The organism is Janthinobacterium sp. GW821-FHT03C08 (assembly GCF_059420905.1).
On the sequence record NZ_JBWKUP010000013.1, the window covers coordinates 137544 to 152924 of the forward strand.

The window sequence follows — 15381 nt, forward strand, 5'->3', positions numbered from 1 at the left end:
CTCGTTTCAAGATAAATAAGATATTTTACAGATGATGGCCCAAGGGCCAGCATGGCGTTTTCGATTGTCAGGAACTGCCATGTCCACCATGTCCTCGCGCACATTGCTGCCGTCCGCCACGCTGCCACTCTCCATCTACCTGCTGTCGCTGTGCAGCTTTGCCTTCGGCCTGTGCGAATTCATCGCTGCCGGCCTGTTGACGCCCATGGCGCGCGACCTGCATGCCAGCGTGGCGGCGGCCGGCGGCGCCATCGCCGCGTATGCGCTGGGGGCGGCCATCGGCGCGCCCATCCTGACGGCCATGCTGGCGCGCCACTCCGAACGGCGGCTGCTGGTGGCCGCCATGGCCGTGCTGGCGGCCGGCAGCCTGGCCATGGCGGTCGCGCCGGCGCTGGGCGCGCTGCTGGCCGTGCGCTTCGTCGTGGGCCTCGCGCACGGCGTGTTCATGGCCGTCGCCTCGCATGCGGCCACCAGCCTGGTCGACCCGTCCCGCGCGGGCAGGGCGCTGTCCATCGTCTGGCTGGGCCTGACCCTGGCGCTGGCCGGCGGCGTGCCGCTGGGGACGTGGCTGGGCGCCGTCGCGTCGTGGCGCTGGGTGTTTGCCGCCCTCGGCGTGCTGGCCCTGTGCGCCGGCGCCGGCCTGCTGCGGGCCATGCCGCGCGTACACCGGCAGGCGCCCGCCGTATCGGCCCTGGCCAGCCTGCGCGCCATCTTGCGGCCGGCGCTGCTGCTGGCGGCCGGCGTGGCGGCGCTGGTCAGCGTGGCCACCTTCAGCTTCTTCACGTATGTCTCGCCGTTCCTGCTGCAGCTGGGCGGACTCGATGGGGGCTGGCTGGGCGCGGCCATGCTGTGCTTTGGCGCGTGCGCCATCGGCGGCAACCTGCTGGGCGGCTGGTGCGCGGATCGCCCTTCCGCGCTGCGCGCCGCCGTGCTGGCGCTGGCCGCGCTGGCGCTCAACCTGCTGGCCTTTTATCTGCTGCGCGCCTGGCCCGCCGCCCTGCTGGCCCTGTGCGGTAGCCTGGGCCTGCTGTTCTTTGCCCTCGTCACCCTGTCGACCGTGCGTTTGCTGCGCCTGGCGCAGCTGCATTGCCCGGGCAGCGATGCCGTGGCGGCAGGCTTGAACATCGCCGCCTTCAATGCGGGGACGGCGGCCGGCGGGGTGCTGGGCGCCAGCCTGATCGTCGCCTTTGGCTTGCCCAGCATCGCCCTCGGCGGCGCGCTGGCGGCGCTGCTGGCCATGCTGCTGCTGTGGTGCCAGTCGCGCAAACTAGACGGCTCGCTCTAGTTTTTGCGTTCTAGCGCCCGCTGCCTTTGGCGTACACTGGCCTGCAAAAGGCCGTACCAAACAAGGGAGACAGGGCAATGCAACGCAGATCGTTTCTGAAGCTGGGCTTCATCGGCGCCTGTGCGCTGGCCGCCGGCGGCGCTGCCTACCGCGCCGTGCGCCGACCGGCGCCCCCCGGCCGCTTCGTCCTCGACGGCGAGGCGCGCGCGGCGCTGGCGGCCATCGTGCCCGCCATGCTGGGCAGCGCGCTGCCGCAGGAAGCCCCCGCGCGGGCCACCGCCCTCGATGGCGCCATCGCCGGCGTGGACACGGCCATCCATGGCCTGCCCCTGGCGGCACAGCAGGAGGTGCAGGACCTGTTTGGCTTGCTGGCGCTGGCGCCCGCGCGGCGCTTCGTCGCCGGCGTGAAAGGTGGCTGGCCCGGGGCCGACCCGGCCCAGGTGGCCGCCTTTCTGCAATCCTGGCGCACGCACCGCCTGGCCACCCTGCAGACGGCCTACCTGGCCCTGCACGATTTGATTCTCGGCGCCTGGTACGCCGATGCCGCCCACTGGGCCGCCATCGGCTACCCGGGGCCGCTGCCCGAACTGAGCTGACAAGGCCGCCATGAGCACATCTCCCATTCCCGACCCCATCGCCATCGGCGTGGCCAGCGGCTGGCACGTCACCGATGCCAGCACCTTGACTGCCGACCGCACGCTGGAGGCGGACGTCGTCGTCATCGGCAGCGGCGCCGGCGGCGGCGTGACGGCGGAAATCCTCGCGCTGGCGGGCTTGAAGGTCTTGATCGTGGAGGAGGGCGGCCTGAAGTCCTCGCGGGACTTCAAGATGCGCGAGGCGGACGCCTATCCGGCCCTGTACCAGGAATCGGCGGCGCGCAAGACGCGCGACAAGGCCATCAACATCCTGCAGGGCCGCACCGTCGGCGGCTCGACCACCGTCAACTGGACTTCGAGCTTCCGCACGCCTGCCGGCACCCTGGACTACTGGCGCAGGCATTTCGGCCTGTCCGGCTATTCCGTTGACGCCATGGCGCTGTGGTTCGCCATGATGGAGCAGCGCCTGCACGTGGGCGACTGGGCCGTGCCGCCCAATGAAAACAACGATCTGTTGCGGCGTGGCGCCACGGCGCTGGGCATCCCCACGGCGGCCATCCGGCGCAACGTGAACGGCTGCTGGAACCTCGGCTATTGCGGCATGGGCTGCCCGACCAACGCCAAGCAGTCGATGCTGGTGACGACGATTCCTTCCGCGCTGGCGCTGGGGGCGGGCCTGCTCGTGCATGCGCGCGCCGAGCGCTTTACTTTCAAGGGCGAGCGCATCGACAGCCTGCAGGTGACGGCGCTCGATGCGGCCGGGCAAGTTCCCACGGGCGTGCGCCTGACGCTGCGCGCCAAACACTTTGTGCTGGCCGGCGGCGCCATCAATTCTCCCGCGCTGCTGCTGCGCTCGCAGGCGCCCGACCCGCATGGGCTGCTGGGCCGGCGCACCTTTTTGCATCCGACCTTGGTGTCGGCCGGCCTGTTCGCGCAGCGCGTCGACGCCTATGCGGGCGCGCCGCAGACGATTTATTCGGACCATTTCCTGCACGTGGCCCCCATCGACGGCCCCATCGGCTACAAGCTCGAGGCGCCGCCTTTGCACCCGCTGCTGATGGCCACCACCATGGGCGGCTTCGGCGACGAGCACGCGCGCACCATGCGCCAGTTCCCCCACGCGCATGCCTTGCTGGCGCTGCTGCGCGACGGCTTTCACCATGATTCGGCGGGCGGCACGGTATCCATCGACAGCTTCGGCGCGCCCGTGCTCGACTACCCGCTCACGCCCTTCATCTGGGATGGCGCGCGGCGCGCGCTGCTGTCGATGGCGGAAATCCAGTTCGCCGCCGGGGCGAAGAGCGTGTATCCCGTGCACGAACTGGCGCGCCACTACACCAGCTGGGCGCAGGCGAAGCAGGCCATCGCCGACTTGCCGATGCAGGCGCTGCTGGCGCGCGTGGTGTCGGCCCACGTGATGGGCGGCTGCGCCATGTCGGACGATGCGCGCCTGGGCGTGACGGGCGCCGACGGCCGCTACCATGGCGTGCGCAACCTGTCCGTGCACGACGGCTCGCTGTTTCCCACCTCGATAGGCGCCAATCCGCAGCTGACGATCTACGCGCTGGCCGCGCGCCTGGCCAGCGGCCTGGCGCAGCACTTGACGGGAAAGGCGGCGCCCGCGCCCGTGCCCGCCCCGGCCGCAGCATGATCGCGCGCATCCTCAAGTGGCTGATGCTGCTGCAGGTGCTGGCCGTGCTGGGCGTGGCCGGCCTGGCTTGGCGGGCTTGGGGCGTCGCCTCGCCCGCCGTGGCCCTGCTGCTGGCGCTGGGCATGCTGCTGGCCGTGCGCGCCCTGGTCGTGGCGCGCAATTTTTGGGAAAGCCGGCGCCTTGGCAGCCCCGTGCCGCCCGAGTACCGGGTCGGCGCCCTGGGCGCGGCGCGCCTCTTCCTGGACGAGCTGCGTGCCACCCTGTGGACGTCGTCGTGGGGCATGCTGCGCCCGCGACTGCATGTGCAGGACGCCGCTGCGGCGTCCCGTGGCCTGCCGGTGCTGCTGATCCACGGCTATGTGTGCAACCGCGGCTACTGGGCGCGGCTGAGCGGCATGCTGGCGCGGGCCGGCATCGCGCACGACGCCGTCGACCTGGAGCCGATCGGCGCGTCCATCGACGATTTCGTGCCGCAGGTGGACGCCGCCATCGCCCGGCTGTGCGCCCGCACGGGCAGCGCGCAAGTCATCCTCGTCGCCCACAGCATGGGCGGCCTGGTGGCGCGCGCCTGGCTGCGCCGGCATGGCGCGGCCCGCGTGGCGCGCATCGTCACCCTCGGCACGCCGCACCACGGCACGGCGCTGGCCAACCTGGCGACGGGGACGAATGCGCGCCAGATGAGCCGTATCGACGGCGCGCCCAGCGCCTGGCTGGCGCAGCTGGCCGCCGGCGAGACGCCGGAAATGCGCGCCCTGATCACGTCGATGTATTCGCACCACGATAATATTGTCGCGCCGCAATCCTCGGCGCAGCTGCCCGGCGCGCGCCATATCGCCTTTGGCGGCATCGGCCACGTGGCGCTGGCCCGCGATGCGCGCGTGCTGGCCCGGCTGCTGCCGGAAATTACTATCAAGAGCGAAGTCTCTCTGTCCCCATCCCGCCCCCGTTTTGCCTGAGCCCTGTCATGTTTTATCGGTATGGCAAGAGTGTCTCTTTTGACTCTGGCGTTGCTGCCGTTTAACGGGTGCGGGGCGAGAAAATGCTGTTTTCCCCTGGCGTACTGTATTAAGCTAACGACAGGATGGTGCCATGAAGAAATTTATTCCTGAGGCCGCTTGAACCGTCCCCTTGAAACCCGGATGCAAGATTTTTACGGGGATCTATGGCAATATGTTGTAGGATTGTTATGTTGTTCGAGCAAGTGGAAAGATGGGTCGGTGGCATAAAATGAGTCTGTGCAGTTTTTATTGGGAGTGCTAATTGTCCGCACGTATCCTGATTATTGAAGATAACGCCACCAATATGGAATTGATGGTGTACCTGCTGCGTGCCTTCGGGTACACGCCGCTGGCCGCCTATGACGGCGAAGAAGGCGTGCGCATGGCGCGCAGCGAAGTGCCGGACCTGATCATCTGCGACGTGCATCTGCCCAAGCTCGATGGCTACGGCGTGGTGGCGGAACTGAAGAAAGACCCGCGGCTGCGCAAGATCCCGGCCCTGGCCGTGACGGCGCTGGCCATGGTGGGCGACCGCGAGCGGCTGCTCGAGGCGGGTTTCAATGGCTATATCGGCAAGCCCATCGAGCCGGACCTGTTCGTCGCGGAGCTCGAATCTTTTTTAGCCGGGGCGCCGTCGACGCCAGTTAAAAACGACATAGCAACCATATTGATCGTCGATGATCATGTGCTGAACCGCGAATTCCTCACCGCCTTGCTGGGCTACGGCGGCCACCGCCTGCTGGAAGCGGCAAATGGCGCCGACGCGCTCGAACTCATGCGCACGGAGCGGCCGGACCTGATCATCTCCGACATCCTCATGCCGAACATGGACGGCTACGAATTCGTCACGCGCGTGCACGAGGACCCCGCCCTGGCCGACGTGCCCATCATTTTTTACACGGCAACCTACCGCGAGCAGGAAGCCATCCTGCTGGCGCAGGCCTGCGGCGTGCGCTGGGTGCTGCCCAAGCCGTCCGATCCCGACGTCATCGTGCGCACCGTGAACGAGGCGCTGGGCCTGATGCCGGCGGCGGTCCCGCTTCCTGGCAGGCCGGAAGGCGCCCAGGGCTCGGCCGGCAGCAAGCTGACGGGCATCGACCACCAGGTCAGCGGCTATCTCGATGAGCTCGAGTCGTCGAGCCAGAAGATTTCGCAGCTGGCCGGGCAGGGCGAAGGCCAGTCGGCCGTGCCGGAAGACCTGGCGATCATGACGGAACGCCTGTCGCGCTCGCTGGCCAGCCTGCAGGCCGTCAGCCTGCGCCTGACGGCCCTGATCGAACTGGGCATCGAGCTGGGCGCCGAACGCGACCCGCGCGCGCTGATCGAGGCCGGCTGCAAGGTGGCGCAGAATATCTGCGTCTCCAAGTATGCCTGCATCGGCATGCTGGAGCCGGGCGCCGACAAGCTCAGCTATTTTTCCTCGTGCGGCGCCGAGAGCAACCTCGAACGCATCGCCAGCGAGCCGCGCGTGGGCATCCTGAACCGGCTGCTGGAACAGCGCCAGCCTTACCGCGTGAATGGCTTGAAGGGCGACCCCGCCGAGCTGGGCCTGCCCGAATCCCACCCGCCCGTGCATTCCTTCCTGGGCGTGGCCATCGCCTCGCGCGAGCGCAGCCACGGCTGGCTGTACCTGGTCGACAAGCTGGGGGCGAACGAATTTTCCGAAGTCGACGAGCGCGTGGCCGCCACGGTGGCCGCGCAGATCGCCGTCGCCTACGACAACCTGCTGCTGTACGATGAAATCAAGCGCCACCACGAGCAGCTGACCCTGGACATGGCGGCGCGCATCCGCCTCGACGAGGACCTGCGCCGCTTCCGCCTGGCGATGGATGCCACGGCCGACGCGATTTTCCTCGTCGACCGCGCCGGCATGTGCTTTGTCGACGTCAACCAGACGGCCTGCCGCATGCTGGGCTTCGAGCGCGAGGATTTCCTGCGCGTGGGCCCGGGCCGCGCGCACGAGGGCGAGACCCAGCTCGAGGAGCTGTACACCAAGCTGCTGGCCGGCGACCAGGGCGGCCCGATGACGGAATTGCAGCTGCAGCGCAAGGACGGCTCGCGCCTGTCGGTGGAAGTGCAGCGGCGCACCCTGCGCTCGGGCCAGAGCTGGATCCTGGTGGCCGTGGCGCGCGACATCACCGAACGCAAGGACGCCGAGCAGCGCCTGATGAAGCTGGCCCATTTCGACACGCTCACGGGCTTGCCGAACCGCAGCCAGTTCTACGCCTCGCTGACCCATTCGCTGGCGCAGGCAGCCGAACACCAGTGGGCCGTGGCCGTGCTGTTCATGGACCTCGACCGCTTCAAGAATGTCAACGACACCCTGGGCCACACCATCGGCGACGACCTGCTGCGCCAGTTTGCCAGCCGCCTCGTTGACTGCCTGCGCGTGCGCGACACCATCGGCCGCTTCGGCGGCGATGAATTCGCCGCCATCCTGGTGCTGCCCGAAGGGGCGCAGCATTCCGTGGGCGTGGTCGACAAGATCCGCGAAGCGATGCGCAAGCCCTTCGACCTGCAGGGCCATGAGGTGACGGTGACGGTCAGCATCGGCATTTCCGTGTACCCCGACGATGCCGTCGATGCCGATACCCTGATCCAGTATGCCGACACGGCCATGTACCGCGCCAAGGAGGCGGGCCGCGATGCCTTCCGCTTCTTCACGGCGGAGATGAATGCGCAGTCGATGGCCCGCCTGGACATGGAAAACGCCCTGCGGCGCGCCATCGACAACGAGGAATTCGTGCTGTTCTTCCAGCCCAAGGTGAATATCATCTCCGGGCGCATCAGCGGCGCCGAGGCGCTGATACGCTGGCGCCGTCCCGGCCACGGCATGGTCTCGCCCGCGCTGTTCATCCCCCTGCTGGAAGAGACGGGGCTGATCGTGCGCGTCGGCAACTGGGTGCTCGACGAGGCGTGCAAGAAAATCGGCGAGTGGGGTGCCAGCAGCATCGGCCCCGTGCACCTGTCCGTGAACGTCTCGGGCATCCAGTTCTTCGTCGGCGGCCTGGAGGAAGAGGTGCTCAAGGCCATCCGCAAGTACGACATCGCGCCCGACCTGCTGGAACTGGAGCTGACGGAAAGCTCGCTGATGTCGAATGCCGAGGAAACCATCGCCGTCTTGCGCAATCTCAAGGCGCTGGGCATCCAGATTTCCATCGACGACTTCGGCACCGGCTATTCCAGCCTGGCCTACCTGAAGCGCTTTCCCATCGACAAGCTGAAGATCGACATCGCCTTCGTGCGCGAAGTGACGAGCAACCCGGACGACGCGGCTATCGTGCTGGCCATCATCAGCATGGCGCACAGCATGAAGCTGCAGGTGATCGCCGAGGGCGTGGAAAACGATGCGCAGCTGGCCTACCTGCGGCGCCACGGCTGCGACGAGATGCAGGGCTATTATTTCAGCCGTCCCGTGCCGCAGGAAGAGTTCGAGCAGATGTTGATGGGCGGCAAGCTGCTGCAGGCGCCGCACGATGCGGGCAGCGAAGAGCAGCAGACCCTGCTGATCGTCGACGACGACGTCTTCATGCTCGACGTGCTCAGCGATTTCCTGGCGCAGGACGGCTACCGCATCCTCACGGCGCAGACGGCGGCCGAGGGCTTCGACATCCTGGCGCGCCACAAGGTGCAGGTGATCCTGTGCGACCAGTGCATGCCGCTGATGAGCGGCACGGAATTCATGGAGCGGGTCAAGCACCTGTGCCCCGATACCTTCCGCATCATGCTGTCCGCCTTCGCCGACTTGACGCCGATCATGGCGGCCATTAACCGGGGCGCCGTCGACCGCTTCTACACCAAGCCGTGGAAGGGCGCCGTGCTGCGCGAGAACATCCGCGAAGGCTTCCGCCTGCACAGCCTGCTGCACGGCCCCGTGAAGGCGGCCGCCTGAGCGCCCGCTTGCGTGTGCTGGCGCACCCTGCATGCGCGATTCCTGGCGGATTAGACGCCCGTCTCTAGTTTTGCTCTCTAGAATAAAAGCATCCATGATGGTGATGGCCTTGCAAACGACGGGAGCTGGCGATGGTGAAGAAACTGAAGGAACTGGCGGAGGACAAGGAACTGGCGAACGCCGTGCGCTCGTCCGCGCAGCAGATCTGGCAAGCGGGCCTGGGCGCCTTCGCCAAGGCGCAGGAAGAGGGCGGCCGCGTCTTCTCGAAGCTGGTGAAGGAGGGCACGGAATTCCAGAAGCGGGCCGAGGACAAGGTGGCCGGCGTCAGCGACAGCGTCGGCAAGCTGGCCGATGGCGTGGGCAAGCAGGCCAGCGGTTCCTGGGACAAGCTGGAGCAAGTGTTCGAGGAGCGCGTGGCGCGCGCCCTGGCGACCATCGGCGTGCCCACGCAGCATGACATCGCCGCGCTGCAGGCGCAGCTCGCGGCCTTGAGCGCGCAGGTGGCGGCCCTGTCGCGGCCTGCCGCCAAGGCGGCTGTCAAGCCGGCCGCCAAGCGTGCGGCCAGGCCGGCTGCCGCGCCTGCCGTGAAGGCGGCGCTGAAAGCGGCACCCAAGGCTGCCCCCAAGGCCGCCTCCAGGGCCGCGCCCAAGGTAGCCGCGGCCAAGGCGCCGGCCAGGCCCGCAGCCAAGGCCGTGGCCAAGCCAGCGGCCAAGCCCGCGGCGAAGAAAAAAGTGCCGGCGGCCTGAGCTGGCGCCGCTGTTCATCCAGCCTGCTCGCGCAGGCTTTTTTTTGGCCTGCCTTTTCGCCCGGGCCGGCGGGCGCAGTGTTTCATTACGGCTATCTTAGGTGGTATGCTTGTGGCAGAACACAGAGAGATTGCCCGCCATGCTACAAAAAGCACCACGCCGTACCCGCGAACGCATCCTGGAGTTGTCGCTGCGCCTGTTCAATGAGTTCGGTGAGCCGAATATCACGACCACCGTGATCGCGGAAGAGATGAACATTTCGCCGGGAAACCTGTACTACCACTTTCGCAACAAGGACGATATCGTCAATTCCATCTTCGTGCAGTTCGAGGCGGAAATCGAACGCATCCTCACCGTGCCGGACGGGCGCCGCTCGAATATCGAGGACGTCTGGCTGTACCTGCACCTGATGTTCGAACTGATCTGGCGCTACCGCTTCTTTTACCGCGACCTCAATGATTTGCTGTCGCGCAACCGCAAGCTGGAACTGCACTTCAAGCTGATCCTGGCGCACAAGATCAAGGTGGCCACGCAGCTGTGCGAGGACTTGCGCAGCGAACAGTCGCTGGAGGCGTCGGACATGGAGATCGGCGCCATGGCGACGAATATGGTGGTGGTCGCCACCTACTGGCTGTCGTACGAGTACGTGCGCAACCCGCGCAAGTACAGCGAGCAGCAATCCATGTCCGATGCGCTGGCGCGGGGCTGCTACCAGGTGCTGTCCCTGATCGGGCCGTACCTGCGCAATGAAACACATTTGTTGTTCCGCAAATTGTCGGAAGAATATGTGACCAAACTCAAGAACGACTGACGGCCCGGTCCGGCGCGCCGGCGCTGCCGGGCAGGCCGGAGGACCTTATTTACAGGAGACATGGCATGGCTTGGAAACAATTCCCCTATCCTGACGCAGCCTATGCCTATACGGCGCAGAGCCTGGAAGCGGCGTGGCCGCGCCTGCATGCGGGCGACGTCGAGCCGTTTCCCACGCACCCGGCGCTGCTGCAGGCCTGGCTGGCCTTCCACGCCGGGGATTTCGAACGGGCCGTGAAACTGGGTCTGGCCGTCGGCGTGCCCGGCTATGCGGTGGCGCACAAGGCCACCTGCATCTATGCCACCCACCTGGAAGGCAATGACAGCCAGCGGCTCGACATGTACGAAGAGGTGGCGGAACGCTGCGAGCGCCAGCAGAGCGAACAGCCGGACAATCCGGCCGGCTACTACTGGCATGCCTACAGCCTGGGCCGCTACGCGCTGGGCACCTCCGTCGTCAAGGCCCTGGCGCAGGGCATGGGTGCGCGCGTGCGCAACAGCCTGGACCGCACGATGACGATCGCGCCCATGCATGCGGAAGCGCATATCGCGTTTGGGATTTATCATACGGAAATTATCGACAAGGTGGGCGCCATGATCGGCGGCCTGACCTACGGTGCCAACAAGGAAGATGGCTACCAGCACTTCAAGACGGCGCTGGCCCTGACGCCGTATTCGGCGCTGGCCCACAGCGAATATGCGCGGGCGTTGAACATGCTCGACGGAAAGAAAAAACTGGCGGAAGCGCTGGCCCTGTATGAGCTGGCGGCCGAGTGCGTGGCACTGGATGCCAAGGAGCGTCTCGAGGTCGAGGCGGCGATTGATGAACTGAAAGAGTAAGGATTACTGTGATCAAGGCTTTATGTGTGTACTGTGGCGCCAACGCGGGCGTCTCGCCGGACTATGCGGTCGCGGCGCGGGAACTGGCGCGCGTGCTGGTGGCGGAAAATATTTCACTGGTGTATGGCGGCGGCAAGGTGGGCCTGATGGGCGTGATCGCCGATGAAGTGCTGCGCCTGGGCGGCGAAGTGACGGGCGTGATCCCCACGCAGCTGGTCGAGCGCGAGGTGGGCCACACGGGCCTGACGCGCCAGTTCATCGTCAAGGACATGCACGAGCGCAAGGCCATGATGGCCAGCCTGTCCGACGCCTTCATCGCCATGCCCGGCGGCTACGGCACTCTGGAAGAGCTGTTCGAGATGCTGACTTGGGCGCAGCTGGGCCTGCATGCCAAGCCCATCGGTCTGCTCAACGTCGACCGCTTCTACGATGGCTTGCTGGAATTTGTGCAAAACGGCAAGGAGCAGGGCTTCATCCGCCCGCAGCATGCTGCTTTCCTCAATGCGGATGCCGATCCGGCGGCGCTGGTGCAGCGCCTGAAGGATTGCGCGCCGTAAATTTTCCTCACGGAAATTCCACATGAGCCATGCACTGCGAAGTGCGTGGCTTTTTTATTTCCGCACGGGAAAATTGATCAAGCTCAATAAATTAATTAATAAAAATATACATAAATATTTCCAATAAGGCATGTTTTTTTGAAAATGAAGATGCTTTTTAAGCATGAATGTGGTTTACTGGACTGGTTCAAAGTTAGGAATCCCGGACACCGACGAGCGCAGTACAGACTCCCAGAAAATGGTGCCGATCAGTTTCAAGTTGCCACAGCCACGCTACTTCATCATCTCGAAAGGATGCTATTTTGAAAGCAATGACCCTCTTGCGCGCGACTGCCGTCGCCGCCATTCTCGCCGCCGGCGGCGCCCAGGCACAAAGCACCACCATCAGCTTCGATGCGCTGGAACAGCCAGGCATCTTCGGCTCCGTGTTTACGTCGTACTCGGAAAGCGGCTACGACTTCAACAGCAGCTTCCTGGGGCTGCTGAGCTCTGCCCATCAAGGCAATTTTGCCTACGCCGGCTCGGCTGGGCTGGGCGCGTCGGCCCTGACGACGACGACCCTGAAGCGCACGGACGGCGCGGCATTTTCGCTGAGCACCATCAGCCTGGCCGATTTCGTGAGCTTTCCCGGCTCCTATGACGTGACCTTCGTCGGCCACAAGGTGGGCGGCGGCACGGTGACGCAGACGTTCAGCCTCGACGGCAGCCATAGCTTCAGCGACTACACCTTCACGGGGTTCAGCAACCTGCTGTCGGCCACGTGGAAGGAAGGCGCCTTCCATACCTTCCAGGTCGATAATATCGGCGCCAGCGTGAGCGCCGTGCCGGAACCGGCCACCTACGGCATGCTGCTGGGCGGACTGGGCCTGCTGGCCTTCCTGCGCCGCCGCAAGAACGCCGCCTGAGCGTGAACCCTGCGCCGGCCACGCCGGCGCGCAAGCCGCCCAGCCGCTGCCAGGGCGGCTTTTTTACGTCCATCATGATCATGGAGCGCGGCATGCGGCATGCGGCATTCGCCGCTCGGGCCGCATGGATTGTCGTACTGCGCATGTCGCGGGGCAGGGCGCAAGGCACGGACGCGGCGTCGTTGGCGCCGGCGTCATGGCCCTGCCGTCCCGCTCATGACCAGAGGCGCTGGCCGGACAGGTCGAGCTGGGTCAGGTACAGCCGCACGTCGAATTCGTACTGGTGGTATTGCGGCTCCATGTAGGTGCACAGCTTGTAGAAGGCCTTGTCGTGCTGCTTTTCCTTCACGTGCGCCAGCTCGTGCACGGCGATCATGCGCAGGAATTCCAGCGGCACTTCCTTGAACATGGTGGCCACGCGGATTTCATGCTTGGCCTTGAGCTTGCCGCCCTGCACGCGCGAGATGGACGTGTGCAAGCCCAGTGCATGCTGGATCACGTGGATCTTGCTGTCGAACGCCACTTTGTTGATGGGTTCGGCGTTGCGCAGGAACTCATTCTTCAAGTCCTGCACATACTGGTACAGGGCCTTGTCGTTGCGCACGTCGTGCGCGGCGGGATAGCGCTTGAGCAGCACCTCGCCCAGCTTGTCCTGCGTGATCAGTTGCTGTACTTGCGCTTGCGTCTGTTCGGAATAGGCGCTCAGGTATTTCAGGGATGGCTGCATGCGGGGAAGGGAGGGGCGGGTCGCGGGTGTGTCGGTAAGGCGAGAATGTACCATATCGCCCCGCCCGGCGCAGTGCCCCGCTCCGCCCCATCCGCCCGCCAGCCCTCGCTAGCCCTCGCTAGCCCCCACCAGCCCTCGCCAGCCTGCGTCGCGCCGCCCGGTGCAGGCGTGCCCCGGGGTTCAGCCCTTGTCCTCCTCGCCCTTGTTGTCCTGCCTGCCCGTCTTCGCCTCGGCGCTGCCGCTGCGCGCCGCCGTGGCGCTGCGGCTTTCATTGGCGCGCTGGGCCGATTGCCGGCTTTCGCCGCCCTTGCGGCCGATTTCCGCCATGTGCTCGCGGTTGCGGCTGACGGCTTCGCCGCCTTTCTGCCCGGCCCGGCGCGCCTCTTCCGAATCGAATTCGTGCGCCGTGCCCTTCTGGTGGGCGGCCTGGCCGCCCTTGCTGGCGATTTCGCGCTGCTGTTCTTCATTCATGGCAGCGAAGCCGCGCTTGCTCGTGCCTTTCGTGCTGCCGGGATCGCTTGCCTTCTGGCTGCTGCCGGCGCCCTTGCCTTGTTCGTTTCCTTGATTGCTAGCCATGCTGTTCTCCTTGCGGTCGGGTGGGGATCAGGCGCTCAACGCGCCTGGTCAGGTTGCGGGCTGGTATCGCGCTTGCGGCCGGCGCCATCGCGGTGCTCGCCGGCGTGCATTTTTTCGATCAGTTCGCGCTGGCGCTGCGTGGCTTTTTCCGTTTCTTCGGCCGTCTTGCGCACCACTTCGTCGGCGAAGGCGGCAGCCGTGCGGCTCGCTTCGGGGATATGCGTTTCCGCTGCCCGATTCATCTCGACGTTGGCGTTGGCGACGAGATTGCCCAGCTGCTGCTGGTACTGGCGCAGCTTGTCGCTGCCCGGCTGCAGCTGGGCCGCGGCCAGCGACATGAACTCGCCCGTGTCGCGGGCGCACAGCAGCTGCTGGCTGGCGCGGCTCCATTCCTGGAGCAGGTCTTGCGCCAGCCGCAGGTGGAGCTCGCTCATTTGCTGTGCCGTATCGAACAGCTTGCGCGACAGTTCTGTGGCGAAGTTGAGCTGGGCTTCCAGGTGGGACTTCAGGGCGGGGCTGAGACTGGGATTGATGCTGTCTGTGAACATGTTCTACCTCAATGAAAATCTGGTCCGAGAAACACCCGGTGCACCGGATGCGACGTATGCCGTAACAAGCAAAGGGATAGACGCCGCAGGGCGCGCCAGGTTCCGTGCCCGATGCCGGTTTCAGGGCAGAATGGCGCCTGGCCGATGGAAAAACGCAGTGGTTTTGCGCCAGATCAAAGGAACGTCAATCAGCGTGCCGCCGCAGGCCGCCATGCTCACTGTGTGGAAAATGCGGGTTGAGCGGCCCAGCCGTGCGACAATAGCCGGCTCGCGGCAGCGCAGCCGATGGCCGGCGCGCGTGGCTGAGCCGAGCACCGCCTTATTTTTTGACCTGATTCCGCGACCATGACGCATCCCGAATACATCCTGACCCTGTCCTGCCTGGACCAGCGCGGCATCGTGCACCGCGTCTCCGGCTTCCTGGCCGAACGCGGCTGCAATATCCTCGATTCCGCCCAGTTCGGCGACCAGGAATCCCGGCTGTTCTTCATGCGCGTGCATTTCGCGCTGGAAGACGGCGCCGTCAGCGACGCCCAGCTGCGCGGCGACTTCGCCGAGCTGTCGCAAGCCATGCAGGTGAATGGCCCCTTCCACGGCCAGCTGCACGATGCGCGCGTCAAGCCGCGCGTGATGCTGATGGTGTCGAAGATCGGCCATTGCCTCAACGATTTGCTGTTCCGCTACAAGAGCGGCTTGCTGAACGTGGAAATTCCCGCCATCGTGTCGAACCACATGGAGTTCTACCAGCTGGCGGCCAGCTACAATATCCCCTTCCACCACTTGCCGCTGGCCACGGGCGCGCCGGAAGCGGCCAAGCTGGCGCAGGAAGCGAAGATCATCGAGCTGATGGACACCCACAAGATCGACCTGGTGGTGCTGGCGCGCTACATGCAGATCCTGTCGCCCGGCCTGTGCCAGGCGCTCGACGGCCGCGCCATCAACATCCACCATTCCTTCCTGCCCAGCTTCAAGGGCGCCAAGCCGTATGCGCAGGCGCACCACCGCGGCGTCAAGCTGATCGGCGCGACGGCCCATTTCGTCACGGGCGACCTGGACGAAGGCCCGATCATCGAGCAGGACGTCGAGCGCGTCGACCATGCGATGGATGCGGACACCTTGACGGCCATCGGCCGCGACGTCGAGTGCGTGGTGCTGGCACGGGCCGTGAAATGGTTCGTCGAGCATCGCATCCTGAAAAATGGCGACAAGACCGTGGTTTTCCGCTGATACCGACTTCATCTTCACTTTTT

14 protein-coding genes are annotated in these 15381 nt (G+C 65.7%); 11 read left to right on the forward strand and 3 right to left on the reverse strand.

Annotated elements, in window-relative coordinates; all coding sequences use genetic code 11:
- The first annotated feature begins 79 nt into the window (after positions 1–79).
- From AC07VL_RS19915 to AC07VL_RS19960, 10 genes are all read left to right on the forward strand, one after another.
- Positions 80–1285, forward strand: a complete 1206-nt coding sequence (locus tag AC07VL_RS19915) for an MFS transporter (RefSeq protein WP_494807360.1) — start codon at positions 80–82, stop codon at positions 1283–1285.
- Between the two features lie 77 nt (positions 1286–1362).
- Positions 1363–1881 carry a hypothetical protein gene (locus AC07VL_RS19920; protein ID WP_494807361.1) on the forward strand — a complete coding sequence of 173 codons (519 nt, stop codon included), beginning with the start codon at positions 1363–1365 and terminating at the stop codon, positions 1879–1881.
- 10 nt (positions 1882–1891) lie between these two features.
- A complete protein-coding gene (locus AC07VL_RS19925; RefSeq protein ID WP_494807362.1) occupies positions 1892–3532 on the forward strand; it encodes a GMC family oxidoreductase in 1641 nt (546 codons plus the stop codon).
- Positions 3529–4488, forward strand: coding sequence for an esterase/lipase family protein (locus AC07VL_RS19930; protein WP_494807363.1), 960 nt, complete (start codon positions 3529–3531; stop codon positions 4486–4488). Before AC07VL_RS19925 ends, AC07VL_RS19930 begins: the two co-directional genes overlap by 4 nt.
- 304 nt (positions 4489–4792) lie before the next feature.
- Positions 4793–8422: an EAL domain-containing protein gene (locus AC07VL_RS19935; RefSeq protein ID WP_494807364.1), complete on the forward strand. Its 3630-nt coding sequence runs from the start codon at positions 4793–4795 to the stop codon at positions 8420–8422.
- A gap of 131 nt (positions 8423–8553) precedes the next feature.
- A complete protein-coding gene (locus tag AC07VL_RS19940) occupies positions 8554–9168 on the forward strand; it encodes a phasin family protein (RefSeq protein WP_494807365.1) in 615 nt (204 codons plus the stop codon).
- Between the two features lie 139 nt (positions 9169–9307).
- The gene (locus AC07VL_RS19945; RefSeq protein ID WP_071324565.1) at positions 9308–9979 is read left to right on the forward strand and encodes a TetR/AcrR family transcriptional regulator; all 672 of its coding nucleotides are present in this window, start codon (positions 9308–9310) and stop codon (positions 9977–9979) included.
- Between the two features lie 65 nt (positions 9980–10044).
- Positions 10045–10818 (forward strand): hypothetical protein, encoded by a 774-nt coding sequence (locus AC07VL_RS19950; RefSeq protein ID WP_494807366.1) that lies wholly within the window; start codon positions 10045–10047, stop codon positions 10816–10818.
- 11 nt (positions 10819–10829) lie between these two features.
- Complete coding sequence (locus AC07VL_RS19955) at positions 10830–11375, forward strand: LOG family protein (RefSeq protein ID WP_219116399.1); 546 nt, start codon at positions 10830–10832, stop codon at positions 11373–11375.
- Between the two features lie 302 nt (positions 11376–11677).
- A complete protein-coding gene (locus tag AC07VL_RS19960) occupies positions 11678–12280 on the forward strand; it encodes a PEP-CTERM sorting domain-containing protein (protein ID WP_494807367.1) in 603 nt (200 codons plus the stop codon).
- Between the two features lie 214 nt (positions 12281–12494).
- On the opposite strand, the gene AC07VL_RS19965 is transcribed toward AC07VL_RS19960, so the two are convergent.
- The 3 genes from AC07VL_RS19965 to AC07VL_RS19975 all read right to left on the reverse strand — a co-directional run bounded on the left by AC07VL_RS19965 (position 12495) and on the right by AC07VL_RS19975 (position 14131).
- Positions 12495–13007: a YgjP-like metallopeptidase domain-containing protein gene (locus AC07VL_RS19965; protein WP_494807368.1), complete on the reverse strand. Its 513-nt coding sequence runs from the start codon at positions 13005–13007 to the stop codon at positions 12495–12497.
- A 180-nt stretch (positions 13008–13187) separates the two neighbouring features.
- Positions 13188–13583 (reverse strand): KGG domain-containing protein, encoded by a 396-nt coding sequence (locus AC07VL_RS19970; protein ID WP_494807369.1) that lies wholly within the window; start codon positions 13581–13583, stop codon positions 13188–13190.
- A 35-nt stretch (positions 13584–13618) separates the two neighbouring features.
- Positions 13619–14131, reverse strand: coding sequence for a phasin family protein (locus tag AC07VL_RS19975; RefSeq protein WP_494807370.1), 513 nt, complete (start codon positions 14129–14131; stop codon positions 13619–13621).
- Positions 14132–14476: 345 nt separating this feature from the next.
- Here AC07VL_RS19975 and purU point away from each other — a divergent pair, with 345 nt between their 5' ends.
- Positions 14477–15358 (forward strand): formyltetrahydrofolate deformylase, encoded by an 882-nt coding sequence (gene purU / locus AC07VL_RS19980; RefSeq protein WP_494807371.1) that lies wholly within the window; start codon positions 14477–14479, stop codon positions 15356–15358.
- Positions 15359–15381 lie beyond the last annotated feature (23 nt).

What these genes read in the sequence shown, in the direction of transcription:
- AC07VL_RS19945 (WP_071324565.1), top strand. Translation starts at nt 9,308, where the DNA reads ATGCTACAAAAAGCACCACGCCGTACCCGCGAACGCATCCTGGAGTTG.
- AC07VL_RS19970 (WP_494807369.1), bottom strand. Translation starts at nt 13,583, where the DNA reads ATGGCTAGCAATCAAGGAAACGAACAAGGCAAGGGCGCCGGCAGCAGC.
- AC07VL_RS19940 (WP_494807365.1), top strand. Translation starts at nt 8,554, where the DNA reads ATGGTGAAGAAACTGAAGGAACTGGCGGAGGACAAGGAACTGGCGAAC.
- AC07VL_RS19930 (WP_494807363.1), top strand. Translation starts at nt 3,529, where the DNA reads ATGATCGCGCGCATCCTCAAGTGGCTGATGCTGCTGCAGGTGCTGGCC.
- AC07VL_RS19965 (WP_494807368.1), bottom strand. Translation starts at nt 13,007, where the DNA reads ATGCAGCCATCCCTGAAATACCTGAGCGCCTATTCCGAACAGACGCAA.
- AC07VL_RS19950 (WP_494807366.1), top strand. Translation starts at nt 10,045, where the DNA reads ATGGCTTGGAAACAATTCCCCTATCCTGACGCAGCCTATGCCTATACG.
- AC07VL_RS19920 (WP_494807361.1), top strand. Translation starts at nt 1,363, where the DNA reads ATGCAACGCAGATCGTTTCTGAAGCTGGGCTTCATCGGCGCCTGTGCG.
- AC07VL_RS19915 (WP_494807360.1), top strand. Translation starts at nt 80, where the DNA reads ATGTCCACCATGTCCTCGCGCACATTGCTGCCGTCCGCCACGCTGCCA.
- AC07VL_RS19975 (WP_494807370.1), bottom strand. Translation starts at nt 14,131, where the DNA reads ATGTTCACAGACAGCATCAATCCCAGTCTCAGCCCCGCCCTGAAGTCC.
- purU (WP_494807371.1), top strand. Translation starts at nt 14,477, where the DNA reads ATGACGCATCCCGAATACATCCTGACCCTGTCCTGCCTGGACCAGCGC.
- AC07VL_RS19925 (WP_494807362.1), top strand. Translation starts at nt 1,892, where the DNA reads ATGAGCACATCTCCCATTCCCGACCCCATCGCCATCGGCGTGGCCAGC.